This window comes from Pseudomonas sp. FME51, from assembly GCF_014897305.1.
Genome location: NZ_JABUYN010000009.1, coordinates 82,528 through 108,783, shown reverse-complemented (window position 1 = coordinate 108,783; position 26,256 = coordinate 82,528). Strand labels below are relative to the sequence as shown.

At 61.2% G+C, this 26,256-nt stretch carries 25 protein-coding genes; 10 read left to right on the top strand and 15 right to left on the bottom strand.

Annotated elements, in window-relative coordinates:
• From hemW to INT39_RS16055, 8 genes are read right to left on the bottom strand one after another with little or no spacing between them, the layout of a single operon-like run.
• The gene (hemW, locus tag INT39_RS16090) at positions 1–1,134 is read right to left on the bottom strand and encodes a radical SAM family heme chaperone HemW (RefSeq protein ID WP_193075011.1); all 1,134 of its coding nucleotides are present in this window, start codon (positions 1,132–1,134) and stop codon (positions 1–3) included.
• A gap of 20 nt (positions 1,135–1,154) precedes the next feature.
• On the bottom strand, positions 1,155–1,763 hold the full coding sequence (gene rdgB / locus INT39_RS16085; RefSeq protein ID WP_193075010.1) for an RdgB/HAM1 family non-canonical purine NTP pyrophosphatase: 609 nt from the start codon (positions 1,761–1,763) through the stop codon (positions 1,155–1,157).
• Positions 1,756–2,205, bottom strand: a complete 450-nt coding sequence (locus INT39_RS16080) for a DUF4426 domain-containing protein (protein WP_226944832.1) — start codon at positions 2,203–2,205, stop codon at positions 1,756–1,758. The genes rdgB and INT39_RS16080 overlap by 8 nt, the downstream gene beginning before the upstream one ends.
• Before the next feature lie 13 nt (positions 2,206–2,218).
• Positions 2,219–2,809, bottom strand: a complete 591-nt coding sequence (gene metW, locus INT39_RS16075) for a methionine biosynthesis protein MetW (protein WP_193075069.1) — start codon at positions 2,807–2,809, stop codon at positions 2,219–2,221.
• Positions 2,810–2,811: 2 nt separating this feature from the next.
• A complete protein-coding gene (metX, locus tag INT39_RS16070) occupies positions 2,812–3,954 on the bottom strand; it encodes a homoserine O-succinyltransferase MetX (RefSeq protein WP_193075009.1) in 1,143 nt (380 codons plus the stop codon).
• A gap of 59 nt (positions 3,955–4,013) precedes the next feature.
• Positions 4,014–4,604 carry a YggT family protein gene (locus INT39_RS16065; protein ID WP_193075008.1) on the bottom strand — a complete coding sequence of 197 codons (591 nt, stop codon included), beginning with the start codon at positions 4,602–4,604 and terminating at the stop codon, positions 4,014–4,016.
• A 9-nt stretch (positions 4,605–4,613) separates the two neighbouring features.
• Complete coding sequence (proC, locus tag INT39_RS16060) at positions 4,614–5,432, bottom strand: pyrroline-5-carboxylate reductase (protein WP_193075007.1); 819 nt, start codon at positions 5,430–5,432, stop codon at positions 4,614–4,616.
• A gap of 4 nt (positions 5,433–5,436) precedes the next feature.
• On the bottom strand, positions 5,437–6,135 hold the full coding sequence (locus tag INT39_RS16055; RefSeq protein WP_193075006.1) for a YggS family pyridoxal phosphate-dependent enzyme: 699 nt from the start codon (positions 6,133–6,135) through the stop codon (positions 5,437–5,439).
• A gap of 78 nt (positions 6,136–6,213) precedes the next feature.
• Between INT39_RS16055 and INT39_RS16050 the strand changes: the two genes are divergently transcribed.
• Together INT39_RS16050 and INT39_RS16045 are read left to right on the top strand one after the other, a co-directional pair.
• Positions 6,214–7,248 (top strand): type IV pilus twitching motility protein PilT, encoded by a 1,035-nt coding sequence (locus tag INT39_RS16050; protein ID WP_193075005.1) that lies wholly within the window; start codon positions 6,214–6,216, stop codon positions 7,246–7,248.
• 46 nt (positions 7,249–7,294) lie between these two features.
• Positions 7,295–8,434, top strand: coding sequence for a PilT/PilU family type 4a pilus ATPase (locus INT39_RS16045; protein WP_193075004.1), 1,140 nt, complete (start codon positions 7,295–7,297; stop codon positions 8,432–8,434).
• A 21-nt stretch (positions 8,435–8,455) separates the two neighbouring features.
• Here INT39_RS16045 and INT39_RS16040 read toward each other — a convergent pair whose 3' ends face one another.
• From INT39_RS16040 to gshB, 7 genes are read right to left on the bottom strand one after another with little or no spacing between them, the layout of a single operon-like run.
• A complete protein-coding gene (locus INT39_RS16040) occupies positions 8,456–9,727 on the bottom strand; it encodes a dihydroorotase (protein WP_193075068.1) in 1,272 nt (423 codons plus the stop codon).
• A gap of 2 nt (positions 9,728–9,729) precedes the next feature.
• Positions 9,730–10,725, bottom strand: coding sequence for an aspartate carbamoyltransferase catalytic subunit (locus tag INT39_RS16035; RefSeq protein ID WP_193075003.1), 996 nt, complete (start codon positions 10,723–10,725; stop codon positions 9,730–9,732).
• A 7-nt stretch (positions 10,726–10,732) separates the two neighbouring features.
• Positions 10,733–11,245: a bifunctional pyr operon transcriptional regulator/uracil phosphoribosyltransferase PyrR gene (gene pyrR / locus INT39_RS16030; protein ID WP_193075002.1), complete on the bottom strand. Its 513-nt coding sequence runs from the start codon at positions 11,243–11,245 to the stop codon at positions 10,733–10,735.
• Positions 11,242–11,682, bottom strand: a complete 441-nt coding sequence (gene ruvX / locus INT39_RS16025) for a Holliday junction resolvase RuvX (protein WP_193075001.1) — start codon at positions 11,680–11,682, stop codon at positions 11,242–11,244. Before ruvX ends, pyrR begins: the two co-directional genes overlap by 4 nt.
• Entirely contained in the window at positions 11,682–12,251 is a 570-nt protein-coding gene (locus INT39_RS16020; protein WP_193075000.1) for a YqgE/AlgH family protein, read from the bottom strand. The genes ruvX and INT39_RS16020 overlap by 1 nt, the downstream gene beginning before the upstream one ends.
• Before the next feature lie 44 nt (positions 12,252–12,295).
• Entirely contained in the window at positions 12,296–13,213 is a 918-nt protein-coding gene (locus INT39_RS16015; RefSeq protein ID WP_193074999.1) for an energy transducer TonB, read from the bottom strand.
• A gap of 59 nt (positions 13,214–13,272) precedes the next feature.
• Positions 13,273–14,235: a glutathione synthase gene (gshB, locus tag INT39_RS16010; protein WP_193074998.1), complete on the bottom strand. Its 963-nt coding sequence runs from the start codon at positions 14,233–14,235 to the stop codon at positions 13,273–13,275.
• Between the two features lie 266 nt (positions 14,236–14,501).
• Between gshB and INT39_RS16005 the strand changes: the two genes are divergently transcribed.
• The 8 genes from INT39_RS16005 to INT39_RS15970 all read left to right on the top strand — a co-directional run bounded on the left by INT39_RS16005 (position 14,502) and on the right by INT39_RS15970 (position 26,256).
• On the top strand, positions 14,502–14,918 hold the full coding sequence (locus INT39_RS16005; RefSeq protein ID WP_193074997.1) for a response regulator: 417 nt from the start codon (positions 14,502–14,504) through the stop codon (positions 14,916–14,918).
• A gap of 37 nt (positions 14,919–14,955) precedes the next feature.
• Complete coding sequence (gene pilH, locus INT39_RS16000; RefSeq protein WP_193074996.1) at positions 14,956–15,321, top strand: twitching motility response regulator PilH; 366 nt, start codon at positions 14,956–14,958, stop codon at positions 15,319–15,321.
• Positions 15,322–15,359: 38 nt separating this feature from the next.
• On the top strand, positions 15,360–15,896 hold the full coding sequence (locus tag INT39_RS15995) for a chemotaxis protein CheW (protein ID WP_193074995.1): 537 nt from the start codon (positions 15,360–15,362) through the stop codon (positions 15,894–15,896).
• Positions 15,897–15,977: 81 nt separating this feature from the next.
• Positions 15,978–18,014, top strand: coding sequence for a methyl-accepting chemotaxis protein (locus INT39_RS15990; protein ID WP_193074994.1), 2,037 nt, complete (start codon positions 15,978–15,980; stop codon positions 18,012–18,014).
• 96 nt (positions 18,015–18,110) lie between these two features.
• Entirely contained in the window at positions 18,111–18,950 is an 840-nt protein-coding gene (locus INT39_RS15985) for a CheR family methyltransferase (RefSeq protein WP_193075067.1), read from the top strand.
• 2 nt (positions 18,951–18,952) lie between these two features.
• The gene (locus INT39_RS15980) at positions 18,953–24,814 is read left to right on the top strand and encodes an Hpt domain-containing protein (protein ID WP_193075066.1); all 5,862 of its coding nucleotides are present in this window, start codon (positions 18,953–18,955) and stop codon (positions 24,812–24,814) included.
• Positions 24,807–25,760 (top strand): chemotaxis protein CheB, encoded by a 954-nt coding sequence (locus INT39_RS15975; protein ID WP_193074993.1) that lies wholly within the window; start codon positions 24,807–24,809, stop codon positions 25,758–25,760. Before INT39_RS15980 ends, INT39_RS15975 begins: the two co-directional genes overlap by 8 nt.
• Before the next feature lie 28 nt (positions 25,761–25,788).
• Positions 25,789–26,256, top strand: coding sequence for a chemotaxis protein CheW (locus tag INT39_RS15970; protein ID WP_193074992.1), 468 nt, complete (start codon positions 25,789–25,791; stop codon positions 26,254–26,256).

Genomic DNA, 26,256 nt, shown 5'->3' with positions numbered 1-26,256 from the left:
TCAGAGAAACATTTCCAGCAGATCATTGAGAAACAGCCGGCCCTGCTCGGTAGGGCGTAGTTGCTGCTGCCAGGGTTCGAGCAAGCCCCGTTCCACGGCGCTGTTCAGCACGGGGGCCATGTCGGCGATGGCCTGGCCGGTGCGCTCGGTGTACCAGGCGCTGGGGACACCACCGACCAGACGCAGGGCATTCATCAGGAAGTCGAAGGGCAGTTCGCTGGCGGTGAGGGTCTTGCGACCGGCGCAGAAGGGTTTGTCCGGGTTCAGATAGTCGGTCGGCTGGCGAGTTTTCCAGTAGCGTTCGATACGTCCGTCGGCATGACTCAGCTTGCCGTGTGCGCCGGCGCCGATGCCGAGGAAGTCGCCGTACTGCCAGTAATTGAGGTTGTGCCGGGCATGGCGACCATCCCGCGCATAGGCGGAGATTTCATACTGGGCGTAACCCGCCTCGGCTAACCTCGCCTGTCCGGCTTCCTGGATATCCCACAGCACGTCGTCTTCGGGCAGTTTCGGTGGGCGTGAATAGAACACCGTGTTCGGCTCCAGCGTCAGCTGATACCAGGACAGATGCTCCGGCCCCAGCGTAATCGCCTGCTCGATATCGGCCAGAGCCTGCTCCAGTGTCTGACTGGGCAGACCGTGCATCAGGTCCAGGTTGAGATTGTCGAAGCCGGCGCGGCGCGCCATGTCCACTGCGGCCAACGCCTCGTGACCATCATGGATACGGCCCAATGCCTTGAGGTGTTCGGGGTTGAAGCTCTGGATGCCGATGGACAGGCGGTTGATACCGGCGGTGCGGTAGTCCTTGAACTTGGCCTGCTCGAAGGTGCCGGGGTTGGCTTCCAGGGTGATCTCAATATCGCTGGCAAAGCGCAGTCGTTGCTGCATGGCCTCCAGCAGCCGGCCGAGACTGGCGGCGGAAAACAGGCTGGGTGTGCCGCCGCCGAAGAAAATCGAGGTCAGCTCGCGGTCGTGCGCATCCGCCAGATCTGCATCCAGATCGGCGATCAGCGCATCGATATAGGCGTCCTCGGGCAGGCCGCCCTGATGGGTATGCGAGTTGAAGTCGCAATAGGGGCATTTACGCACGCACCAGGGGATATGCACATAGGCCGCCAGAGGCGGCAGTTGCATATTGCCTGCTTCAGATACGGTCACGCCAACCCCAAGCGGACGCGCAGCAATACCATGGCCCGGGCGCGGTGGCTGAGCTGATTCTTCTGTTCGGCAGGCAACTCGGCACTGGAGACGCCCAGTTCGGGTACCAGGAACAATGGGTCATAACCGAACCCGTGTTCGCCCTGAGCAGCATGCAGAATGCGTCCTTCCCAGACACCTTCGCAGATGATCGGCACCGGATCCTCGGCATGACGCACCAGCGCCAGGGCGCAGATGAAGCGGGCGCCGCGCTGCTCGTCCTCGACGTCCTTCAGAGCGTCAAGCAGCTTGGCATTGTTGGCCGCATCGCCCTGACCCTCAGCGTAGCGCGCCGAGTAGATGCCGGGTGCGCCACCGAGGGCATCCACTGCCAGCCCGGAGTCGTCAGCCAGCGCAGGCAGGCCGGACGCTTGCGCAGCGTGACGAGCCTTGATGATGGCGTTCTCGATAAAGCTCAGACCGGTCTCTTCAGCTTCCTCGCTGATGAAGCGGCTCTGCGGCAGCACCTCGATGTGCTCGCCGAGCATGGCCTGCAGCTCCTTGAGCTTGCCGGCATTGTTGCTGGCCAGTACCAGCTGGCTGAACGGCAATGCGACTTTATTCATCGGGGTGAAACTCCTGCTGGAAACGCAGGGTATGCGTCGGCGCGCCTTCTTCTGCCTGGACTCTGACCTCGAACTGCAGCAACCCGCGCTGGCCAGCGGTGTAGTTGGCAACGAAGTACACGGCCTCTTGTTCCTTCACGCGGATGAACTGCAATGGCGTGGTCTGTTGCAACAGGTTCTTCACCGTACCTTCGACGCGTGCATCCACCGCCTGGGGGCCTTGGGCGCTGTTGCGCTGCACGGCAATGTTCACCACGCCTTGTCGGGGTCCGCGTTGCAGGCCCGTCGCTGCGGCGATGTCCGGCTGCAGAAAAGAGCTGTTGAAGGTGTTGTGATACACCAGCAGGTCACCGAAGCGTTGTGGGCTTTGCGCCGGGCCTTGCTGAGCGGAGGCGACGCTGGTGGCGAGCATCAGCAGGCCGGCGATCAGAATACGTTTCATGGTCAGCTCCTTATCAGCGTGTGACACGGTAGATGGCGACTTCGCCGAGCAGGTTGGGCCACATGGCGCTCAACGTGCTGCTGCGGTGGGTCTGGTCCACCACCAGACGATCCAGGATGCGTACCGAGCGCTCATGACACAGCTTCTCGAAGTCCTTGAAGGTACAGAAGTGAATATTGGGTGTGTTGTACCAGGTGTAGGGCATGAACTCGGAAACCGGCATGCGACCTTTGGTACCCAGATACAACCGGCAACGCCAATGGCCGAAATTCGGGAAGGTGAGGATCGCTTCGCGGCCGATACGCAGCATGTCTTCCAGAATGCGGTCGGGATAATGCACCGCCTGCAGCGCCTGGGTCATGACCACAGTATCGAAGCTGTGGTCCTCGAAGTTGTCCAGTTCCTGGTCCAGATCCTTCTCGATCACATTCACGCCCTTGCGGATGCAGCTGTTGATCTTGTCCGGATCGATCTCCATGCCGTAGCCGTGCACCTGTTTGTGGGTTTGCAGGTATTGCAGCAGTTCACCGTCACCGCAGCCCAGATCGAGCAGGCGGCTGCCGGGTTGAATCCACTTCTGGATGATCTGCAGATCAGCGCGCAGGCTCATGCGTCCACCTCGATACAATTCATGTAGCTGCCCAGGGCTTCGACGTAGCGCGGAATCGGCAGCAGGAAGGCATCATGGCCCTGAGCGGCCTCGATTTCCAGATAGCTGACGTTCTTGCGTGCGGCCATCAGTGCATTGGCCAGCTCGCGGGAGCGGGCCGGCGGAAAGCGCCAGTCAGTGGTGAAGGACATGACCATGCAGTTCGCCGTGACGGGCGCCAGCGCCTTGGCCAGATCGTCGCCGTGGGCCTGGGCGGGGTCGTAATAGTCCAGCGCCTTGGTCATCAACAGATAGGTGTTGGCATCGAATCGCTCGGAGAACTCCTGGCCCTGATAGCGCAGGTAGCTCTCCACCTGGAACTCGACGCTGCTGATGTCGTAATTGAGACGCTCGGTACGCAATTCGCGGCCGAACTTCTTGCCCATGGAATCATCCGACAGATAGGTGATATGTCCGACCATGCGTGCCAGCCCGAGGCCGCGCTTGGGGATGACACCGAAGGCCGCATAGTCGCCGCCATGGAAGTCCGGATCGGTGATGATGGCCTGGCGGGCGACTTCATTGAAGGCGATGTTCTGCGCCGACAGCTTGGAGGCGGTGGCGATCGCCACGCAATGCCGCACGCGGTCGGGGTAATGAATAGCCCACTGCAGTGCCTGCATACCGCCGAGGCTGCCGCCCACCACCGCGGCCCAGCAGTCAATATTCAGGTGGTCGGCCAGTTGTGCCTGGCTGTTGACCCAGTCCTCGACGACAATCATCGGAAAGTTGCCGCCCCAGGTCTTGCCGGTCTGCGGGTCGATACTCAGTGGGCCGGTCGAGCCGTGGCAGCCGCCGAGGTTGTTCAGGCTGACAACGAAGAAACGATTGGTATCGATGGGCTTGCCTGGCCCGATGCAGGAGTCCCACCAGCCTGGCTTGCGCTCATCCTCGCTGTGATAACCAGCGGCGTGGTGATGGCCGGACAGGGCGTGGCAGACCAGCACGGCATTGCTGCGGCTGGTATTCAGTTGGCCATAGGTTTCATAGACCAGCTCATACTCAGGCAAGGTCCGGCCGCAGGCCAGCTGCAGGGGCTCCGTGAAGGTCTGGCGTTGCGGCGAGACCAGGCCGACGGAATCAGCAGAGAATCTGGACATGGGGTTTAGGGTTCCTAATATGGATTCGGTGCGTACTGATGCGGCAGGTTACGCTGCCTTCAGAGTGCCAGCGTCAGCCCCTTGGGCATCCCGGTAGCGATGGCCAGATTGGTCACCAGCAGCATATCCAGCAGGTTCAGCACGATGAAGGCGAAGATCGGCGACAGGTCCAGGCCTCCCATGGATGGCAGAACGCGGCGGATCGGGGCGAGCACCGGCTCACACAACTGATACACCAGCACGGCGGCGGGGTTCTGGCTGTGCGGAGCGACCCAGGACAGAATCACACTGATGATCAGGGCAAAGAAGAACACCTTCAGGAACAGCGCAGTGATACCCACCAGGGACCAGACCAGCAGCTGCAATATCGCCGGCAGGGCATAACCCATCAGTTTGATGATGATGGCCATGAGCGCCATCTGCACAATCAGCGCCAGCACCAGCGAAGCGAAGTCAACACCGGCAAAGCCCGGAATCACTCGGCGCATGGGGCGCAACAGAGGCTGCGTGGCACGCGTGATGAACTGCGAGATGGGGTTGTAGAAGTCGGCGCGTACCAATTGCAGGATAAAGCGCAGCAGTACCAACAGCAGATACAGGCTGCCCAGTGTCTGCACTATATATACAGCGGCCATATTCAGTCCGGTCATGATGTCTCCTCAGGCTAGTTCTTTTGACAGTTCGGCAGAGCGCGCGGCGGCAGCTTGCATGGCGCGGGCGACCATGCCTGGCAGGTCATCCCGGCTGAAACTGTTGATGGCTTGTTCGGTGGTGCCGTTGGGCGAGCAGACGCGGCGGCGCAATTCGGCGGTATCCACATCACTGTGCACGGCCATGTCCGCAGCGCCAAGGGCGGTGAACAGGGTCAGGCGTTCGGCGATGTCGCGCGGCAGGCCGAGTTGCTCGCCGGCATTGGTCATGGCTTCCATCAGATAGAAGAAGTACGCCGGACCACTGCCGGACACTGCGGTGACTGCATCGATCTGTGCTTCCTGATCCAGCCACAGGCTGATGCCCACCGCGTTCATGATCTTTTCGCTCAGCAGCTTCTGTTCGGCGGATACTGCCGCCGAGGCATACAGGCCGCTGACGCCCTGACCGCGCAGGGCCGGGGTGTTGGGCATGCAGCGAACGATGGCGGTATCGGCGCCCAGCCATTCGGCCAGACTGCTGCAGGCAATGCCGGCGGCAATGGAAATCACCAACTGGCCGGGTTTGCGCTGGACCGGCAGATCACGGCAGACCGCCTGCAGAACCTGCGGTTTGACGGCCAGCACCAGCACATCACATTCGCTGGCCAGCTGCGCATTATCGGTCGAGGTGCGGATGCCGAACTGGCGGTTGAGCCTGTCCAGCTGCTCGCTGTTGTGATCGCTGGCGATGATCTGATTGGGTTTGAAGCTCTGTTGCAGCATGCCGCCAATCAGGCTGGTGGCCATGTTGCCGGCACCGATGAATCCGATAGTCGGGGCTGTCATGGAGTTATCCTTCGAGATGTGGAGTGGAGTAATCACGCGCGCCGAACACTGCGCTGCCGATGCGGACAATGGTGGCGCCTTCCTGCACCGCCTCGGTGAGGTCATCGCTCATGCCCATCGACAAGGTATCCAGCGGCAGTTCCAGGGCCGCCATGGCTGCGCGCAGCGCCTGCAGTGGTTGCCGGCGTGCGGCGCTGTCGTCAGCCGGAGCGGGAATCGCCATCAGTCCGCGTAGCCGCAGGTTGGGCAGGGCAGCGATATCTTGCGCCAGTTGCGGCAATGCAGCGACCGTCACGCCGGATTTGCTGTCCTCGCCACTGATGTTGACCTGCAGACAGATGTTCAACGGCGGCAGCTGAGGCGGGCGCTGCGCCGACAGGCGCTGTGCGACCTTCAGCCGGTCGACGCTGTGCACCCAGTCGAAGTGCTCGGCGATGGCGCGGGTTTTGTTCGATTGAATGGGACCGATGAAATGCCAGACCAGTGGCAGATCCTGCAGTTGCTCGATCTTGTCCAGCGCTTCCTGCAGGTAATTCTCGCCAACATGGGTCAGCCCGACGGCCCAGGCATCACGGATGGCACTGACCGGACGGGTTTTGCTTACGGCCATCAGGATGATGCTTTGCGGATCGCGCCCAACAGTGTGCGCTGCACGCGAAATGCGTTCACGAACGTTTGCAATATTCTCTGCTATCGTGGACATTACGGACGTTATTTACCTTGCCAATGGAATTGACCTGCCGAGCATTCTACATGCTTGCAGGTTGCAATGGGGAACCCTATGGATATAACCGAGCTGTTAGCCTTCAGCGCCAAGCAGGGCGCGTCGGACTTGCACCTGTCGGCCGGACTGCCGCCCATGATTCGAGTGGATGGCGATGTGCGCCGGATCAACGTACCGGCACTGGAACACAAGCAGGTTCATGCACTGATCTACGACATCATGAACGATAGACAGCGCAAGGACTTCGAGGAATTCCTCGAAACCGACTTTTCCTTCGAAGTACCCGGTGTCGCCCGCTTCCGGGTCAACGCCTTCAACCAGAACCGCGGTGCCGGCGCCGTATTCCGGACCATTCCTTCCAAGGTGCTGACCATGGAAGATCTGGGCATGGGCGACGTGTTCAAGCGGATCACCGACGTTCCCCGCGGGCTGGTGCTGGTCACCGGGCCGACCGGCTCGGGCAAGTCCACCACGCTGGCGGCCATGCTCGACTACCTGAACTGCAACAAGTACCAGCACATCCTCACCATCGAGGACCCGATCGAATTCGTTCACGAGTCGAAGAAGTGCCTGGTCAACCAGCGTGAAGTGCACCGCGACACCCATGGCTTCTCCGAAGCCCTGCGCTCGGCGCTGCGGGAAGATCCGGACATCATTCTGGTAGGTGAGTTGCGTGACCTGGAAACCATCCGCCTGGCGCTGACCGCCGCGGAGACCGGTCACCTGGTCTTCGGCACCCTGCACACCACGTCCGCGGCCAAGACCATCGACCGGGTGGTCGACGTCTTCCCCGGCGAAGAGAAGGCCATGGTCCGCTCGATGCTGTCCGAATCCCTGCAGGCGGTCATCTCCCAGACCCTGCTGAAGAAGATTGGCGGGGGCCGGGTGGCGGCACACGAAATCATGATTGGCACACCGGCCATCCGTAACCTTATTCGTGAGGATAAGGTGGCGCAGATGTATTCGGCGATCCAGACCGGCGGTAATCTCGGCATGCAGACGCTGGATATGTGCCTCAAGGGGCTGGTGACTCGTGGTCTGGTGAGTCGCGAAGCCGCACGAGAAAAAGCCAAGGTAGGCGAAAGCCTCTGATAGACAGAATGACGGGCGCGGGACTGCGCCCCGAGACGAGGGCATTATGGAGTTCGAAAAACTGCTGCGACTGATGGTCGAGAAGGGCGCTTCCGACCTGTTCATCACCGCCGGCGTTGCGCCGAGCATGAAGGTGCACGGCAAGATACTGCCGGTGACCAAGACGCCGCTGTCCCCCGAACAGACCCGGGAAACTGTGCTGGGGGTGATGTCCGAAGCCCAGCGTCGTGAATTCGCCGAGAACAAGGAATGCAACTTCGCCATCAGTGCCCGTGGCGTTGGTCGTTTCCGCGTCAGCGCCTTTTACCAGCGCAACCTGGTGGGCATGGTGCTGCGTCGCATCGAAGTGAACATTCCGACCATGGAAGAGCTGCGGCTCCCGGAGATCCTCAAGCAGCTGGCGATGACCAAGCGCGGTCTGGTGATCTTCGTCGGCGCCACCGGTACCGGCAAGTCAACCTCGCTGGCGTCGATGATCGGTTACCGCAACAAGAACTCCAGCGGGCATATCATCTCCATTGAAGACCCGATCGAATTCATGCATCAACACCAGAACTGCATCGTCACCCAGCGTGAAGTGGGTATCGATACCGACAGTTTTGAAGTGGCATTGAAGAACACCCTGCGCCAGGCACCGGATGTGATTCTGATCGGCGAGGTGCGAACCCGAGAGACCATGGATCATGCGGTGGCCTTTGCCGAAACCGGACACCTGTGTCTGGCCACCCTGCATGCCAACAACGCCAACCAGGCGCTGGACCGCATCATTCACTTCTTCCCGACCGAAATGCACCAGCAGGTGTGGATGGATCTGTCGCTCAACCTCAAGGCCGTCGTCGCCCAGCAGTTGATCCCGACGCCGGATGGCAAGGGCCGCCGCGCTGCCATTGAAGTGTTGCTCAATACCCCGCTGGCCGCCGACATGATCCGCAAGGGCGAGGTGCACGAGCTCAAGCCGCTGATGGCGCGCTCCAATGAAGTGGGCATGCAGACCTTCGATCAGGCGTTGTATAAGCTGTACAGCCAGGGCGAGATCACTTATGAAGACGCGCTGGCCCACGCTGACTCGGCCAACGATTTGCGGTTGCTGATCAAGCTGGGTTCGGAGACCGACGGCAAGCACCTGATGGGCAATGCCGTGGAAGGGTTTGCGCTGGAAGAGTCGGACGACAACCGGCGGCGCTGATACCGCCGGTTGTAGCGACTGTTACGCTTGATAGACCAATTGACCCTGGCACAGGGTGTGGGTAACCGCGCCCGGTGCGCTCTGGCCGATAAAGGGGCAGTTGGCGCCCTTGGACAGCCAGTGCTGACCGATCTCGCTGCTCACCGCGGGGTTGAACAGAGTGATGTCGGCGCTGGCGCCTTCGGCAAGCCGTCCGGCCGGCAGACCGAAAATGCCCGCCGGACCGCAGGTCAGTCGCGCCAGCAGGGCCGGTAATTCCAGCAGACCGTCCGCCACCAGGGTCAGTGCCAGCGGCAACATGATTTCCACGCTGCTGATACCCGGCGCCGAGGCGGCGAAGGGCACTCGCTTGGCTTCCGGCTCGTGAGGCTGATGATGCGAGGCGATGGCCTGGATCACACCGTTCTGCACCGCTTGGCGCAGAGCCCGTCGGTCACTGCTGCTGCGCAGCGGCGGCATGACATGCAGCAGACTGGAATAGCCTTCCAGATCCTCATCACACAACAGCAATTGATACATGGCCACATCGGCGGTGACCGGCAGGCCGCGAGCCTGGGCGTCGGCGAGCATGTCGACGGCACGTGCGCTGCTCAGGCCACTGAAGTGCGCACGCACGCCGGTCTGTTCGATCAGCAGCAGATCCCGCGCCAGGGCCACGGTTTCCGCGCTTTCGGGAATCCCCACCAGGCCCAGCCGCGCTGCGGTCGGCCCTTCATGGGCGACGCCGCCTTCGGCCAGCGCCGGGTCCAGCGGGGTGAAGATCACCGGCAGATCGAAGCCGGCGGCGTATTCCAGTGCGCGGCGCAGGATGCGGTTGCTCTTCATGGGGGCCAGACCCTGAGTGAAGGCCACACAGCCGGCGTCACGCAGAGCCACCAGTTCGCTCAGGTGTTCGCCATCCAGTCCGCGGGTCAGGGCGCCGATGGGGAATACCCGTGCCTGGCCGGCGCGCTCGGTGCGGTCCAGAATCAGTTCAGCCACGGCCGGGGTATCCAGTACCGGGCGGCTGTCCGGCGGACAGCACAGGCTGGTGACACCGCCAACGGCGGCAGCACGGGTTTCGCTGGCAATGTTGCCCTTGCGGCCGAAGCCTGGCTCGCGCAGGCTGACGTTCAGATCGACCAGGCCGGGGCAGGCGATCAGACCACGGGCATCGATGGTCTGCGCTGCGACGAAACCGTCAGGGGCGTTGCCTAATGCGCGTACCTGGCCGGCATCGAGGTGTACATCGGTGATTTCATCAAACTGGCTGGCGGGGTCGATGACCCGCGCACCTTGAATGGTGATACGCATGTTCATTGCACTCCCTGGCTGGACTGGCGCTGGGTGGTCTGTCCGGCCATGGCCATGGACATGACGGCCATGCGCACGGCGATACCGTAGGTCACCTGATTGAGAATCACCGATTGCGGGCCGTCGGCCACGGCTGATTCGATTTCCACGCCACGGTTGATCGGGCCGGGGTGCATGACCAGGGCGTCGGGTTTGGCCAGTGCCAGGCTGTCGCTGGTCAAACCGTACTGGCGGTAGAACTCCCCTTCGCTGGGCAGCAGACCGCTCTGCATGCGTTCCTTCTGCAGGCGCAGCATGATCACCACGTCGACATCGCGCAGTCCGACCCGCAGATCATTGAATACCCGCACACCGTATTGTTCGATGCCGACCGGCAGCAAGGTGCGCGGGGCGATGATGCGGATATCCGGGCAACCGAGAATACGCAGTGCTTCCATGTTCGAGCGAGCTACCCGTGAATGCATGATATCGCCGACGATTGCTACCGAGAGTTGCTCGAATCCCGCCTTATGCCGGCGGATGGTCAGCATGTCCAGCATCGCCTGGGTGGGATGCGCGTGATTACCGTCGCCGGCGTTGATGATGGCCACATCCGGGCAGACATTGCGCGCGATGAAGTGTGCGGCTCCAGAGTCGCCGTGACGTACCACGAACATGTCTGCGGCCATGGCCTCGAGATTGCGCAGGGTGTCGTACAGGGTTTCGCCCTTGCTGGTCGAGGAGGTCTGCACGTCAAGGTTGAGCACATCGGCGGACAGGCGTTTGGCGGCCAGCTCGAAGGTGCTGCGGGTGCGCGTGGAGTTCTCGAAGAACACGTTGCACACGGTCTTGCCGCGCAGCAGGGGTACTTTCTTGATGGCGCGCTCGCCGACTTCGAGGAAGGAGTCGGCGGTGTCCAGAATCTCGGTCAGCAGTTCGCGGGACAGGCCGTCAATGCCGAGAAAGTGGCGTAGCTGGCCCTGTTGATTGAGTTGCAGTTGGCTGGGTTTCAGGCTCATTGGGCTCTCATGACGTGGTGACGGTGGTCAGGGTCAGTTGCAGCGGATCGGGACCGGATAATTTTACCCGCTGGCCGGCGGGCAGAGCCAGACTGGCGCCGAGAATATCAGCACGGATCGGCAGTTGGCGGGCCTCGATATCCACCAGTGTGACCAGGGTCACCGAGGCCGGGCGGCCATAATCGAACAGCTCGTTGAGGGCGGCGCGGATGGTACGGCCCGTCATCAATACGTCATCCACCAGGATCAGATGACGGTCATCGACGCTGAACGGCAGCTCGGAGGGGCGTACGCCCTGTTGCAGGCCGATCTGGGCGAAATCATCGCGGTAGAAGGCGATATCCAGCGTGCCCATGGGCGCCTCCGGCAGCCACTGATCACGCAGCTGCTCAGCGACCCAGACGCCGCCGGTATGGATGCCGACAAAGGCCGGATCCGTGCGATGATTGCGGTCCAGCCAGGCAATCAATTCCTGACCCATGCGTTCCAGCAATGGGCCGACTTCAGGCAATGCGCTCATTCGTTCTCCTTTTGGCCGGCCAGCCAGGTTTCCAACAGTAGCGCAGCGGCCAGGCTGTCGACCGGATTGTCGCGGTAGCTGGATGGCGTGCCGCGACCAGTCTCACGCAGGGTTTGTTTGGCTTCGAAGGTGGACAGGCGCTCATCGACACAATGCACCGGCAACTGAAAACGCCCGTGCAGGCGGCGAGAGAATTTCTCCGCGCGGGCGCTCATCTCGCTGGGTGTGCCGTCCATGTTCAGGGGCAGGCCGACCACCAGGGCATCGGGCTGCCATTCGCGCAGCAGGGCGGCGATCTGCTCCCAATCGGGAATGCCGTCGCGGGCGCGCAGTTCCTTGAGCGGTCGGGCATTGCCGGTGAGCGTCTGACCGACCGCAACACCGATCTGCCGGGTGCCGTAGTCGAAACCGAGCACGCGTTGCAGTGGTGCCGCCATCAGGCGTGCCCCGCTTGACTGCTGAGCAGACTGAGATCAACCCCGAGATGGCGCGCGGCGGCATCCAGACGCTGCTCGGCGGCCAGTTCGAAGAGGATCTGATAGTTGGCGGGGCAGTTGAGCCAGACGTTGTCGGCTAGCTCCTGATCCAGTTGGCCGGCGTCCCAGCTGGCATAGCCCAGGGCGACAAAGACCTCGGTGGGCCCGCTGCCACTGGAGATGTCCATGAGAATATCCCGCGAGGTGGTCAGCTGCAGCGGGCCGAGATCCAGACTCGACTCCCACTGCTGCGGGCCGCGATGCAGCACAAAGCCGCGCTCGGCCTGCACCGGGCCGCCGCTGAAGACGACGCGGCTGCCGATCTCAACAGGGACGCTCAACTCCGGCGAGGTCTGTTCCAGCACATCGCCGAGATTCAGGCCGCTGGGTTGATTGATCACCAGCCCCATGGCGCCGTCCTCGTTGTGCTCGCACAGGTAGATCACACTGTGGGCAAAACGCGGATCTTCCATGTGCGGCATGGCGATCAGAAAATGATGTTTCAGATAGGTCGGTAAGGTCTGGGTCATGCGGCATAGTATTGGGCGCGCGGGCGCGGAGGGCAAGCGCATCCTCAGAAGCTGGAAATCCGGTCGCCGGGCTCGAAGCGCCAGGTGCGGATGATCTCCAGTACGTCGACATCCATCAGCTCGCCGGTGAAAGGTGCGTAGGGCGCAGCCAGACGGACGATACGCAATGCCGCATTGTCCAGCACCTGGTGCCCGGATGATTCGAGTATCTGCACATCCCGCAAGGAGCCGTCACGATTGATCGCCACCAGCAGCCGCAGGCCGCCGTAGATGCCCTGGCTGCGGGCTTCGGAGGGGTAGTTCTGGTTGCCGACGCGCTCGACCTTGCGGCGCCAGGCGTCTTTGTAATACGCCCCCTTGTCGCGCATGGTGGAGGCGGCAGTGAGTCGGTGCACGCGCGGACGCTTGGCGTACTGTTGCCGCTCTTCGGCGAGCTGAGCCTCCAGGCTGGCGATGTCCTGTGACAGGGTAGACATGTCAAAGCGCTGGCGGGTCGGTGGGGCCGTCAGTGGATCGGGTTGTGGCGGGGTGCGAACTGCCCGGTCGGGGGCGGGCGCGGTGGTGGTGACTATCTTTTCCGGCGCTTTGGGAGCCGGCGGCGGGGCGGCAGGCTCCGCGGGCGACACCGGTTTTATCTCACTGTCCTGAAATACCGCTTCTTCCGGTGTACTGGGTGCGGCCTTCTCATCCAGAGTGCCACTGCCTTCCTGGTCGAACTGCGCCAGGTAATCGGCTTTCTCCGGCTGGGTGTCGGATGGCTGGCTGGCCAGGGTGATTTCCAGGGTTCGAGACAGCTCGCTCGGGCTGGGCAGGTCGAAGGTGATCCCGAGAATGACCAGGGCATGCAGAACGGCCGCCAGGAACAGGGTGAATCCGAGGCGGTCCCTGGGCTCGATGGTCGGGCCGCCCGACGGGGCGGCCGGTTGAACGGGGGTAGGCGGCGTCGCTGCTGCTGTATTCATGCTATCCATAGACTTGGGGGCGTACTGCAGCGCAGTCTGCCCCTGTCGGGGAAAAAAGTCTACGCACCGACTCGCGCTTTGAGTTGTTGCGCGATGATATCCATCAACTTGCCGCCGATATCGGTATCGTAGGCCGCATCGATCTCGCGAATGCAGGTCGGGCTGGTGACGTTGATTTCCGTGAGGTAATCACCGATCACATCCAGGCCGACGAACAGCAGGCCGCGGCGGCGCAATTCGGGGCCGATTTCAGCGGCAATCCAGTGATCCCGTTCGGTCAGTGGGCGAGCCTCGCCACGACCGCCGGCAGCCAGGTTGCCACGGGTTTCACCAGCCTGGGGGATGCGCGCCAGGCAATAGGGTACAGGCTCGCCATTCAGCATCAGAATACGCTTGTCGCCATCCTTGATCTCGGGCAGATAACGCTGGGCCATGATCTGCTGCTGACCATGTTCGGTCAGTGTCTCGATGATGACACTGATGTTGGGGTCGTCTTCGCGAACGCGGAAGATCATCGCCCCGCCCATGCCGTCCAGCGGCTTGAGAATCACATCCCGGTGTTCGCTGATGAAGTCCCGCAATACATCGGCGCGGCGCGACACTGTGTTCGGCGGGCAGCACTGTGGGAATTGGGTGGCGAACAGTTTTTCATTGCAGTCACGCAGGCTGGCGGGACGATTCACCACCAGCACACCGGCGCGTTCGGCAGCTTCGAGGATGTGCGTGGCGTACAGGAATTCATTGTCGAACGGCGGGTCCTTGCGCATCAGAATCACATCAAGCTGATCGAGTGGTGCCTGTTGCATGTCACCGAGTCGGTACCAGCATTGCGGATCGGCGAACACGTCCAGCGGACGCATGCAGGCCATGGCCTTGCCATCCTGCAGATACAGATCCTGCGGTTCCATATAGTGCAGTTCCCAGCCGCGCTGCTGCGCTGCCAGAAGCATGGCCAGGGAACTGTCCTTCTTGTAGTGGATCACGTTGATCGGATCCATGACGATGCCAATGCGAATGCTCATGGTTGGGGTCGCTGTGGTGATTGAGAAGTAGCGGCAGTCTACCAAATTTGCTCCAGCAGGGATGAAAGATCAGAGCAGCCGGCATGCAAGTGACAATCCCGGACTGGGCGGGAAGGACTTAGTGGCGGTATGTCTCAGGTTTGGGAAGGGTTTATGGATTGCCTGGCAAATCTATGTTAAAAGTAGCCGGAAATGGAATTGGCCGGTCTCAGCCGGGAACCAGACCACCTTGCAATTGACCGTCGTTTATAACAAGGGCTGTGTTTATGGAAGAAAATTTCGAGAGCCTGAAAGTCATGGTAATTGATGACAGCAAGACCATTCGGCGTACTGCGGAAACGCTGCTGAAAAAGGTCGGATGTAACGTCATTACTGCCGTTGACGGCTTTGATGCCCTGGCTAAGATCGCTGACAATCACCCCGATATCATCTTTGTCGACATCATGATGCCCCGTCTTGATGGGTATCAGACCTGCGCTCTGATCAAGAACAATTCTGCGTTCCGTGCCACGCCGGTAATCATGCTGTCCAGCAAGGACGGTCTGTTTGACAAGGCCAAGGGCCGTATCGTGGGCTCTGATCAGTACCTGACGAAGCCATTCAGCAAGGAAGAGCTGCTGGGGGCCATCCAGGCCCACGTTCCGCAGTCGGAAAAAAAGATGGCCGGCGTAGCGGGCGTCTAACAGCTCGCCGACTCAATTTGAATATCCAGGGGGATAAATGGCTCGCATTCTAGTAGTTGATGATTCGCCGACCGAGTTGTACAAGCTCACCGGCATGTTGGAAAAACACGGTTTTGAAGTACTCAAGGCAGAAAATGGCGCCGATGGCGTAGCGCTGGCGCGCCAGGAAAAGCCCGATGCCGTATTGATGGATATCGTTATGCCGGGGCTCAATGGTTTTCAGGCCACTCGCCAATTGACCAAGGACCCGGAAACCACGAATATCCCGGTGATCATAGTGACCACCAAGGATCAGGAAACCGACAAGGTCTGGGGCAAGCGTCAGGGGGCCAAGGATTACCTCACCAAGCCGGTCGAGGAAGCGATCCTGATCCGCACGGTGAAAGCGGTGCTCGATACCTGACAGCACCCGCTTCACCGGTACATGACAACAGGGACGGTATGTCAGACACAACACATCCTTTCGATCTTCTTCAGCAGTTGGCGGCACGCTGTCGCCAGCGCGCTGCCGGATTGCCGGCACAGCAGGCGGTAGCCGAGACCTGGAGCGGTATCGGTTTCCGCTTGGCTGGCAAGCCGATGGTTGCGGCCATGGGCGAGATCACTGAAATCCTGCATGAGCCACGTTATACGGCGCTGCCCCGGGTCAAGTCCTGGGTCAGAGGCGTCGCCAACGTGCGCGGCCGACTGTTGCCGATCATCGATCTGAGCCACTTTCTTGATGCACCAGCCACCACGCCGCGCAAGCAGCGCCGGGTGCTGGTGCTCGACCATGACGAGTTGTTTGTCGGCCTGTTGGTCGACGAGCTGTTCGGTATGCAGCACTTCCCAGTTGACAGTTTTACTACCTCGGTGTCTGGCCTCCCAGAAGAGCTCAGGCCGTTTGTGGTGGGCGCCTATACCGGTGAACAGGTATCAATGATATTCAATTTCCGGGCATTGGCACGCGACCAGGCGTTTCTTGACGTGGCGATCTGATCGAGGCGGGGCGGGCCGGTGTTGCCGGTACGTAATTCAGTACTTTAAGAAGCATGCGGTAGGCCAGGAAGGGGCCAGAAAATGAAAAAGCTTGATACCAATATACTGTCAACCTTGCGCAGCAATCGCACGATCAGTGGCCTGTTCGCCGCACTGATTCTGTCGTTGATTCTGCTGTTCATCAACTTCGTATATCTGAACGTTCAGAGTTCATACGATACGGAATACATCGGTCACTCCGGTGAGCTGCGAGTACTGTCCCAGCAGATTTCCAAGTCGGCAACGGAGGCGGCCACGGGTACGCCGGAAGCCTTCGGCCTGTTGCTGGAAACACGTAACGATTTCGAGCAGCGCTGGGGGTACCTGTCCAATGGACGCGAGGAAACCGGCCTGCCGGCGACCCCGGGTGCGTTGCAGGAGCCGCTGTCGCGAGTGCAGGCTGACTGGGACAAGCTGCGCGGCAATGCCGACGCCATTCTGAACAGTCGGGATACGGTACTGTCTCTGCATGAGGTAGCCGCGACACTGTCTGATACCGTGCCGCAACTGCAGATCGAATACGAAGACGTGGTAGATGTGCTGATCGACAGTGGCGCTGCTGCAGACCAGGTATCCATTGCCCAGCGACAGTCGTTGCTGGCCGAGCGGATTCTCGGCTCGGTGAACCGGGTACTGACCGGTGACGCTGATGCGGTAATGGCAGCGGACAGCTTCGGCCGTGACGCTGGCCTGTTCGGTCGGGTGCTGGAAGGCATGCTGCAAGGCAATGACGTGATGAACATCAGTCAGGTAACCGATCCTGATGCGGTGAGTCGACTCAACGAAATTGCCGATCTGTTCAGCTTCGTATCGGATTCGGTTGATCAGATCCTGCTGACCTCCCCGGAGCTGTATCAGGTTCGTCTGGCGGCCAACGATATCTTCACCGATTCCCAGGTGCTGCTGGATAACGTTTCAGACCTGTCTCAGGGTTTTGAGCAGCGCAGCGAGGCCCGCTGGGTGAATACCCTGTTGGGTTACATCCTGGGCATCATCGCTCTGGGCAGTATTTTGCTGATCGGTCTGCAGATGACCCGTGAAACCCGCCAACGTCTGGCCGAGACTGCAGCAACCAATGAGCGTAACCAGACAGCGATTCTGCGCCTGCTCGATGAAATTGCCGATCTCGCCGACGGTGACCTGACTGCCGAAGCGACGGTAACCGAGGACTTCACCGGGGCCATCGCTGACTCGATCAACTTCTCCATCGACCAGCTGCGTGCGCTGGTGGAAACGATCAACCACACGGCATTGCAGGTCGCCTCGGCGGCACAGGAAACCCAGGGCACAGCAATGCACCTGGCCGAAGCCTCCGAACACCAGGCGCAGGAAATTGCCGGCGCCTCGGCGGCGGTCAACGAGATGGCGGTATCCATCGACCAGGTATCGGCCAACGCCGCCGAATCGGCTGCGGTAGCGGAGCGTTCGGTAGCCATTGCCAACAAGGGTAACGAAGTGGTGCAGAGCACCATCTCCGGCATGGACGTCATTCGCGAGCAGATCCAGGACACCTCCAAGCGTATCAAGCGTCTGGGTGAATCGTCCCAGGAGATCGGTGACATCGTGAGCCTGATCAACGACATTGCCGACCAGACCAACATTCTCGCCTTGAACGCTGCGATCCAGGCCTCCATGGCCGGTGATGCAGGCCGAGGCTTCGCGGTGGTAGCTGACGAAGTACAGCGTCTGGCTGAGCGCTCCTCGGGTGCCACCAAGCAGATCGAAGCGCTGGTGAAAACCATTCAGACCGATACCAACGAAGCGGTTATCTCCATGGAGCAGACCACCTCGGAAGTGGTCAGCGGCGCGCGCCTGACTCAGGACGCCGGTGTTGCTCTGGAAGAGATCGAGAAGGTATCCACCAGCCTGGCAGCGTTGATCCAGAACATCTCCAACGCAGCGCGGCAGCAGGCTTCCTCGGCGGGTCATATCTCCAACACGATGAATGTCATCCAGGAGATCACCTCGCAGACCTCGGCGGGTACCACCACCACCGCACGCAGCATTGGTGAACTGGCCAAGCTGGCCGACAGCATGCGTCAATCGGTGGAAGGCTTCACCCTGCCCGGGCAAGGCTGAGCGCAGCGGCGGCCGGGATGCTGCCGCGAATAACAGCACAGCGGGAGTCGCACAGTGCACAGAACGCCACACTGGTCATTGCAGCAGTTGCCAAACATGGATGGGTCGCAGTTCCGTCAGTGGCAGGGGCTGTTGGAAGCGCGCACGGGCGTGTGCGTCAGCGAACAGCGTCAGGCCTATCTGCAGACCAGCCTTGGTGCGCGCATGCGAGAATTGGGCATACGCGACTACCAGGCCTACTACGAATACGTTACCGAAGGCATCAGCGGGGCACTGGAATGGTCTGCGCTGATCGAATGGCTGACGGTGCGCGAGACCAGCTTCATGCGTCATCGCGCCTCCTTTGACTGCGTGGCATGGTTTCTCGCCCAACGACAGGCCACGGGCAGTGATCGACCGCTGCAGTTGTGGAGCGTCGGGTGTGCCAGCGGGGAAGAGGCCTACTCGCTGGCGATCATCATGGAACAATCCTTGGCGGTGCTCGGTCAGCAGCGGCGTGATTACGGTATCTGGGCGACGGATATCAGTCAGCATGCGCTCGATCAGGCCCGCAACGGCTGCTACCCCGAGCGCCGATTGGGCGGTCTGAGCGACAGCGAACGTGAACAATGGCTGGAACAACTGCAGGATGGACAGTATCGGGTAGCGCCTGCGCTGCGCGACCGGGTGTGTTTCACTCGACTGAATATCCTGGAACTGGCCCAGGCTCCGATCCGGGACCTGGATATCATTTTTTGCCAGAATTTACTCATCTACTTCCGACGCTGGCGCCGTCGTGACCTGCTCAACCAATTGGCAATGCGGTTGGCGCCGGGCGGCATACTGGTAATCGGACCGGGTGAAATAATGGACTGGAACAATTCCCTCCTGGAGCGGGTACCTGATGATCGGGTACAGGCTTACCGGCGGCGGGACAGCATGGAATGTCTGGAGTGACTATGGGTGATCGGCATGATTATGTCGCCCTCGACTGGGTCAAAGGTGAGATTTCCGAGACGCTGAATCAAGCGCGTCACGCCCTGGAAGCCTTTGTAGAAAACCCCGAGGATACGACGCGCCTGCGTTTTTGCCTGACCTATATTCATCAGGTTCATGGCACATTGCAGATGGTGGAGTTCTACGGCGCGGCGCTGCTGGCCGAAGAAATAGAAAAACTTGCCCAGGCCTTGATGCATGGCACTTGCCGCCGTGAAAACGAGGCGCTGGAAGTGCTGATGCAGGCGATCCTGCAAATGCCCGCCTACCTGGATCGGGTGCAGAGCGGACGGCGAGATCTGCCGCTGCTGTTGCTGCCGCTGCTCAACGACATGCGCACCGCCCGCGGTGAGAAGCTGTTGTCGGAAAACGCCTTGTTCAGCCCCGAGCTGAATGCCGATAAGGGTGCCGGCGATACTCAGCAGTCCGACTTTGGCAGCGAGCAGGTGGCCCGGCAGCTGCGCAAGTTGCGTCAAGCCATGCAAATTGCCCATGCGGCTATCATTCGCGAACAGAGCGTACCGGCCAGCAGTCATCAGCTGGGCCGTGTTTTCAGTCGCCTTGAAAGTCTGTTCCAGGGCACCCGCTTTGCCGAATTGTGGAATATTTTCGCCGGTGTAGCCGAAGGTCTGGAGCTTGGCACCATCGACAATGGCGCGGCCATTCGTCAACTACTGCGCCAGGGTGACCGTGAATTGCGGCAACTGCAGGACGAGTCGGTGTCGATCGCCGATCGCGCACCTGCTCCAGAGCTGCTGCGCAACCTGCTGTTCTATGTGGCCAAGAGCAGTGGCAATAGCCCGCGTCTGGATGCGCTGAAAAAGCACTATCGGTTGAATCCGCTGTGGAGCGAGACCGCTCAGCAGGCGCAGGCCAGCGACAGCCGCATGGTCGGCCCGGACCGGGGCACTATGTACTCGGTTGTCCAGGCCCTGGACGAGGAGCTGTTGCAGGTCAAGGAACGCCTGGACTTGTTTGTACGCAGCAGTGATCGGCGTCCGGACACTCTGGATAGCCTGCTGCCGGCGATGAAACGCATTGCCGATACGCTGGCGGTGCTGGGGCTTGGTCAGCCGCGTCGGGTGCTGCAGGAACAGATTGAGCGGGTGGAGATGCTGGCGTCCGCTGACAGCATGCCAAGCGATGCGCAACTGATGGAAGTGGCCGGCGGTGTGCTGTATGTCGAAGCCAGCATGCGCGGTATCTTCGCTATGAATCGTTCCGGCGACGCGCCCGATGAAGAAGATGATCAGCCCCGGCAGCTGGCCGGTGCCCAGGATATGTTGCCGATCCAGCAGCAGGTGGTGTTGGAAGCGCGCAACGCACTGGAGCAGACGCGCGAAGCAGTCAATGCCTTCATTGCCGGACAGTGGGACCATACCCAGCTGGAGCCGGTTGATGATCTGCTCAACAGCGTGCGCGGTGGACTGGCCATGCTGCCATTGGCGCGTGCCGCCGATGCGGTTGCCGCTTGCCGTCTGTACCTGAGTCAGCAGTTGATGCGCGATCGCAAGGTGCCCGACTGGGAAGCACTGGATGCGCTGGCCGATGTGATCACCAGCATCGATTACTACCTTGAGCGGGTGGTTGAAGATAATACCGACCGTGGTGACAGCATCCTGGCCGTTGCCGAGGAGCGTCTGGCGCTGCTCGGCTATGCGCCAGGGAACATTGCCGCAGCCCCGGCGTCGCCTGTCGAGCCTGCCGTCAGCCAGACCTCGGATGAAACAGAAGAGGCAGATGAAGAAGAGCTCGATGCCGAGCTGCTGGAAATCTTTGTTGAAGAAGTCGGCGAAGTACTGGAAACGCTCGACGAGTTTACGCCCCGCTGGCAGGCCGATGCGCAGGACATGGCGGCCCGCGCCGAGGTGCGTCGTGGTTTTCACACCCTCAAGGGCAGCGGCCGCATGGTCCGTGCCGGGGTGTTGGCCGAATTGGCCTGGTCGGTCGAGAATATGCTCAACCGGGTTATCGACGGCAATGTACCGCTCACCCAGCCGATATTTGCCACCGTCAATGCGGTTCGCGCCTTGGTGCCCGCCTTGTTGGATGATTTTGCTGCCGGCCGGCAGCAGCAGTTGCCTGAAGTGGAGCAGCTGACAAAACAGGCAGATGCCTTGTCCCGTGGCGAAAGCCTGCCTGTCGTCGAAGAGGCTGAGGAGCCGCAAACAGGGGTGGCCGAGGCGGTCAAGGCGGAGCTTGACCCGCTGCTGCTGAAGATATTCCGCAACGAAACCCAGACGCATATCGAACAGATCAACGGCTATATCGGCATATGTGATCAGAGCGGTCTGCCGTACCCGCTGAGCGATACCTTGCAGCGCGCCTTGCATACACTCAAGGGCAGCGCACACATGGCCGGCATCCAGCCTATCGCGGTACTGGCGACGCCACTGGAGAAGCTGGCCAAGGACTTCAAGGGCAATCTGATCCCGGCCGATCAGGCTGTCGTCGAGTTGCTGCGCGACGCAGTGAGCATGCTCGAGACGTGGTTGGTACGGGTCGATGCAGCGTCCGACCAGGTTGTTCCCGGGACCCAGACCTTCTTGCAGCGCCTGGATGTGGTCTACCGGGACGCTATGCGGAAACATGACAACAGTCGTTCCGATCTGGACGGGTCGTCCGATGCCGGACTGGTGTCGATCTTTCTTACTGAGGGTGTTGACCTGCTGCTGGATGTGGCGGACGAGCTGGCATTGTGGCCGCCGGCCGCGGCTATTGACCATGCCGGTCTGGCGCGGGCCTTGCGCGCGCTGGCCGAGGTAGCTGCAGAAGTCGAGCTGCTGCCCATCGAGGAACTCTGCCAGGGTCTCGAAGATGCGCATGAAGCCCTGGTCAGCCAGCGTCTGTTGTTGAGCCCCGAGGTTGCCGACTGCCTGGCCCAGAGTCATGAACGCCTGATCGGCATGATGGATCAGGTTGCGGCGCACCAGCATGTGCATCCTGCCGGGGATGAGTTGAACGCACTGCAGGCGCTGTTTCAGGTAGGCAACGAGAATGTGCCGATGGCGCCAGTAGCGAGTACCGCTACAGAAGTGTCAGCCAATACCTGGAACCTCGGTGATGTGGGTACCGATGCTGAGTTGGTGGATATCTTCCTCGAAGAAGCCCAGGAAATCCTCGATACGTCCTCCAGCAGTCTGCAGCATTGGTTGACCGACACCAGTAATGAGGCGCCGCTGCATGCCCTGCTGCGTGATCTGCATACGCTCAAGGGCGGTGCGCGCATGGCGGAAGTTCGCCCGGTGGGTGATCTGACCCACGAGCTGGAATTCCTGTATGAAGGGCTGGTGGCTCAGCGCTTTACGCCGATGGAAGGCTTGCCCGAGCTGCTGCTGACCTGTCAGGACGCCCTGACCGAGATGGTCGAAGGTATTGTCGCGGACAGGTCGATCAGTGATGGTATGCAGCTGATTCGGGTGATTCGCGACTTCCGCGCGCAGCCGGACCGGCCACCGCAATGGCCCACCGAGGCCGTTGCCGAACCGCTCGCAGCCGAGAACGCCGAAGCGCCGATGCCAGCGCCACCCGTTGCTCTGGCAGCCGATTCGGGCATGCTCGGCATGTTCATCGAAGAAGCCCGGGAGCTGATGCAGCCCTGTGCCGATCTGCTGAGCCGCCGGGAAACCGAGCCTGCGGCTGCGGATGAGTTACTGCATCGTATCCAGACCCTCAAGGGCAGTGCCCGCCTGGCCAGTCATAACACCGTGGCCGAACAGGCGCGACTGCTGGAAACAACCTTGCAGCAGGCGGAGCCCGGTCAGGATGACAGCCTGAGTGTGATGTTGGCCGAGCTGCAGAATAGCGTCGAACAACTGGCCGGTGGGCAGTTATTCCCCAGCAGTGACTGGAAGCTGCCGACTGTTGCATCCGCGGCGCCCCTATCGATACCGGCAGCGCCGGAGCGAACGCTGGCTGAGATTCGCAGCATTCTGCAGCAGGCCATGGATGGGGCCGGCCCGTCGCGTACCGCGGGCAGTCGCGGGGGCATGCAGGAGACCATCAAGGTGCCTGCAGGGCTGCTTGAAGAGCTGGTCAACCTGGCCGGCGAGACATCCATCTTCCGCGGCCGCATTGAGCAGCAGGTCAGTGATATCAGTCAGACGCTGACCGATATGGAAAGTACCATCGAGCGGGTACGTGACCAGCTGCGACGGCTGGATATGGAAACCCAGGCGCAGATTCTGTCGCGCCACCAGGAGGAAATAGAGCAGGGCTACGAGGACTTCGACCCGCTGGAAATGGACCGTTATTCCCAGCTGCAGCAGTTGTCGCGCTCCTTGTTCGAGTCCGCTTCGGACATGCTCGATCTGAAGGAAACCCTGGCCACCCGAAGCCGCGATGCGGAAACCCTGCTGTTGCAGCAGGCGCGGGTCAATACCGAATTGCAGGAAGGCCTCATGCGCACGCGCATGGTGCCCTTCGAGCGCTTGTTGCCTCGGCTGCGCCGGGTGGTACGACAGGTCTCCAGCGAGCTGGGCAAACAGGTCAGTCTGGCGGTGGGCAATGCTGAAGGCGAAATGGACCGCAGCGTACTTGAGCGCATGATGGGTCCGCTCGAGCACATGTTGCGCAATGCCGTCGACCACGGGATTGAGCTGCCGGCGCTGCGGGCTGCGGAAGGGAAACCGGAAGAAGGCAATATCAGCCTGGATGTGCACCGCGAAGGCAGTGAAATCGTCATTCGATTGAATGATGACGGCCGGGGTGTCGACTTGCAGGCCGTGCGCAACAAGGCGGTTGAGCGTGGCCTGATGGACGCTGATGCGACGCTGACCGATCAGGAAGTGCTGCAGTTCATTCTCGAGGCGGGTTTCAGTACCGCCGAGCAGGTGACGCAGATCTCCGGGCGGGGTGTCGGCATGGATGTGGTCAATGCCGAGATCAAGCAGCTGGGCGGCAGCATGACGCTGTTCACCGAGTCCGGTCTGGGTACCACCTTCATCATTCGCCTGCCCTTCACCGTGTCCGTGAACCGGGCGCTGATGGTGTATTCGGGTGAAGACCTGTATGCCATTCCGCTGAATACCATTGAGGGGATAGTGCGTATCTCCGGCTATGAGCTGGAAGCCTATTACGCTCCGGATGCGCCGCCCTTTGAATATGCCGGCAAGCACTACGATCTGCGCTATCTCGGTGATCTGCTGGTCACCGGCCAGCAGCCCCGCCTCGGCGGTCACAGCCTGCCACTGCCGGTGATTCTGGTGCGCGGTGCCGAACACAGTGTCGCGGTGCAGGTTGATGCACTGGCCGGTTCCCGGGAGATCGTGGTGAAGAGCCTCGGCAAGCAGTTTGCCGTGGTGCCCGGTATTTCCGGGGCGACCATTCTGGGTGACGGTCGGGTGGTGGTGATTCTGGATCTGCTCGCGGTCATTCGTGCGCAGCAGGCACTCTACTCGCAACAGAAGCTGGCGGCTGAACGGGCCACTGCGGCCATACCCCAGACTCGCCGGTCGACCCTGGTGATGGTGGTGGATGACTCCATCACCGTACGCAAGGTGACTACCCGGTTGCTCGAACGTCACGGTATGGAAGTGGTGACCGCGAAGGATGGTGTTGATGCGGTTGCGCGGCTGCAGGATATCCAGCCGGACATCATGCTGTTGGATATCGAGATGCCGCGCATGGATGGGTTCGAAGTGGCTACTCGGGTGCGCCACGACGAGCGGCTGAAGGACCTGCCGATTGTCATGATCACCTCGCGTACCGGGGAGAAGCACCGCGAGCGGGCACGCAGCCTGGGGGTGAACGAATACCTCGGCAAGCCCTACCAGGAAACCCAGTTGCTGGAGGTTATCGGTAGTCTGGTCAATCTGCGTGACTGAGGCGCCGGCGGTCGCGCTGCTGGTGAGTTCCGAGCGCGGCCGCCAGGCGTTGCAGCAGACAGTCCGCAGTTTCGGCTACCGGGTAGTGTTTGATACCGCCCCGGTGGGTATGGAAATCGCAGAGTTGGCCGGGATCGTCGCTGATGTGTGGTTGCTGGATATGGCGGATGAGTCCGAGCTGGCCGACTGGTTGCTGGAATTCAGTCCGGTGCCGGTGGTGATGGGCTCAGGTGAGATACCGTCCCCGGAGGATGAGGAGCATGTGCGCTGGCAACGCCGGTTATACGGCAAGCTCAGCACCTTGCTCGGGGAGCCGGTGCATGCGCCACCGGCATTGACGCAGCGGGCTCCGACATCGGCCGCACCTTGTTGCGTGTGGCTGCTGGGCGCCTCACTCGGTGGGCCGGCGGCAGTCAAGCGGTTCCTCGATGCGCTGCCGGCGGATGCACCGATCGCCTTTGTTTATGCACAGCATATTGATGCGGGCTTCGAGCAGCAGTTGCCACACATACTCGGGCGGCAGAACGCCTGGCAGATTCGCAATAGCGTCGAAGGCGGTCGATTACAGCATGGTGAAGTCTTGGTCGCGTCGATCGGCCGGGCGCTGAGTTTCGGGCCGCAAGGCCAGGTCAAACTGCATGATCGGCCCTGGCCCGGAGCCTACCAGCCGGCAATAGAAGTGCTGTTGGATGAGGTTTCCCAGGCCTACGCACCGAGCTGCGGCGCGATCATTTTCAGTGGCATGGGTGAAGATGGCGTCGCTGCCTGTGGGCGCATGCGTCGGCAGGGAATGGAAGTCTGGACTCAAAGCGCTGCCAGCGCCGCGTGCGCGACCATGCCCCAGGCCGTGCTGATGGCCGGTCACAGCAGCCGCGAGGGTTCACCCGAAGAGCTGGCCGCAGCCATGCGTCAATGGCTTGAACAGGAACGTCCGCCGAGCGCCTAGCGCCGCGGACATCAAGAGGATTCACGGAATGTCAGATGCACTGGAAAGCCTCAATGGCCTGGTTGTCCCGTTGGCGGAGCAATCCCTGTTGCTGCCCAACGTGGCAGTGGCGGAGTTGGTCGGCTATCGTCTGAACCAGGCGGCGGAGCAGGGGCCGGCATGGTTTCTCGGTTGGACCCTGTGGCGGGATCAGCGGGTGCCGGTCATCGATCCGGAAGTGTTACTGGGCCAGTTTGCAGAGGAGCCGCCGCAGGCACCACGTGCCTTGATCCTAAACGCAGTAGGCGAGAGCTCGGGGCTGAGCTTCATCGCTCTGCGGGTGCGCGGCATTCCCCGTTCGAAGAAGGTGCTGCGCGGAGAAATCGAAGCCGCGGGCAGTGCCAGCGAATTCATCAGCCAACCGGTACGTCTGGCCGATGAAGCGGACACCCTGCTGATTCCGGATCTGGCGGCCATCGAGCGGGCGCTGGAGCAGGTGGGCGTTCTGCGGGCCTGA

Bases quoted from the DNA above. Each gene is read 5' to 3' on its own strand.
- INT39_RS16050 (WP_193075005.1), top strand. From the start codon at position 6,214: ATGGATATAACCGAGCTGTTAGCCTTCAGCGCCAAGCAGGGCGCGTCG.
- INT39_RS16015 (WP_193074999.1), bottom strand. From the start codon at position 13,213: ATGAATACAGCAGCAGCGACGCCGCCTACCCCCGTTCAACCGGCCGCC.
- proC (WP_193075007.1), bottom strand. From the start codon at position 5,432: ATGACAGCCCCGACTATCGGATTCATCGGTGCCGGCAACATGGCCACC.
- metX (WP_193075009.1), bottom strand. From the start codon at position 3,954: ATGTCCAGATTCTCTGCTGATTCCGTCGGCCTGGTCTCGCCGCAACGC.
- INT39_RS15980 (WP_193075066.1), top strand. From the start codon at position 18,953: ATGGGTGATCGGCATGATTATGTCGCCCTCGACTGGGTCAAAGGTGAG.
- INT39_RS16005 (WP_193074997.1), top strand. From the start codon at position 14,502: ATGGAAGAAAATTTCGAGAGCCTGAAAGTCATGGTAATTGATGACAGC.
- INT39_RS16065 (WP_193075008.1), bottom strand. From the start codon at position 4,604: ATGACCGGACTGAATATGGCCGCTGTATATATAGTGCAGACACTGGGC.
- INT39_RS15990 (WP_193074994.1), top strand. From the start codon at position 15,978: ATGAAAAAGCTTGATACCAATATACTGTCAACCTTGCGCAGCAATCGC.
- INT39_RS16035 (WP_193075003.1), bottom strand. From the start codon at position 10,725: ATGAGCCTGAAACCCAGCCAACTGCAACTCAATCAACAGGGCCAGCTA.
- INT39_RS16055 (WP_193075006.1), bottom strand. From the start codon at position 6,135: ATGTCCACGATAGCAGAGAATATTGCAAACGTTCGTGAACGCATTTCG.
- rdgB (WP_193075010.1), bottom strand. From the start codon at position 1,763: ATGAATAAAGTCGCATTGCCGTTCAGCCAGCTGGTACTGGCCAGCAAC.
- INT39_RS15970 (WP_193074992.1), top strand. From the start codon at position 25,789: ATGTCAGATGCACTGGAAAGCCTCAATGGCCTGGTTGTCCCGTTGGCG.
- INT39_RS16040 (WP_193075068.1), bottom strand. From the start codon at position 9,727: ATGCGTATCACCATTCAAGGTGCGCGGGTCATCGACCCCGCCAGCCAG.
- gshB (WP_193074998.1), bottom strand. From the start codon at position 14,235: ATGAGCATTCGCATTGGCATCGTCATGGATCCGATCAACGTGATCCAC.
- INT39_RS15985 (WP_193075067.1), top strand. From the start codon at position 18,111: ATGGATGGGTCGCAGTTCCGTCAGTGGCAGGGGCTGTTGGAAGCGCGC.
- INT39_RS15995 (WP_193074995.1), top strand. From the start codon at position 15,360: ATGTCAGACACAACACATCCTTTCGATCTTCTTCAGCAGTTGGCGGCA.
- INT39_RS16020 (WP_193075000.1), bottom strand. From the start codon at position 12,251: ATGACCCAGACCTTACCGACCTATCTGAAACATCATTTTCTGATCGCC.
- pyrR (WP_193075002.1), bottom strand. From the start codon at position 11,245: ATGAGCGCATTGCCTGAAGTCGGCCCATTGCTGGAACGCATGGGTCAG.
- hemW (WP_193075011.1), bottom strand. From the start codon at position 1,134: ATGCAACTGCCGCCTCTGGCGGCCTATGTGCATATCCCCTGGTGCGTG.
- ruvX (WP_193075001.1), bottom strand. From the start codon at position 11,682: ATGGCGGCACCACTGCAACGCGTGCTCGGTTTCGACTACGGCACCCGG.
- INT39_RS16045 (WP_193075004.1), top strand. From the start codon at position 7,295: ATGGAGTTCGAAAAACTGCTGCGACTGATGGTCGAGAAGGGCGCTTCC.
- pilH (WP_193074996.1), top strand. From the start codon at position 14,956: ATGGCTCGCATTCTAGTAGTTGATGATTCGCCGACCGAGTTGTACAAG.
- INT39_RS16080 (WP_226944832.1), bottom strand. From the start codon at position 2,205: ATGAAACGTATTCTGATCGCCGGCCTGCTGATGCTCGCCACCAGCGTC.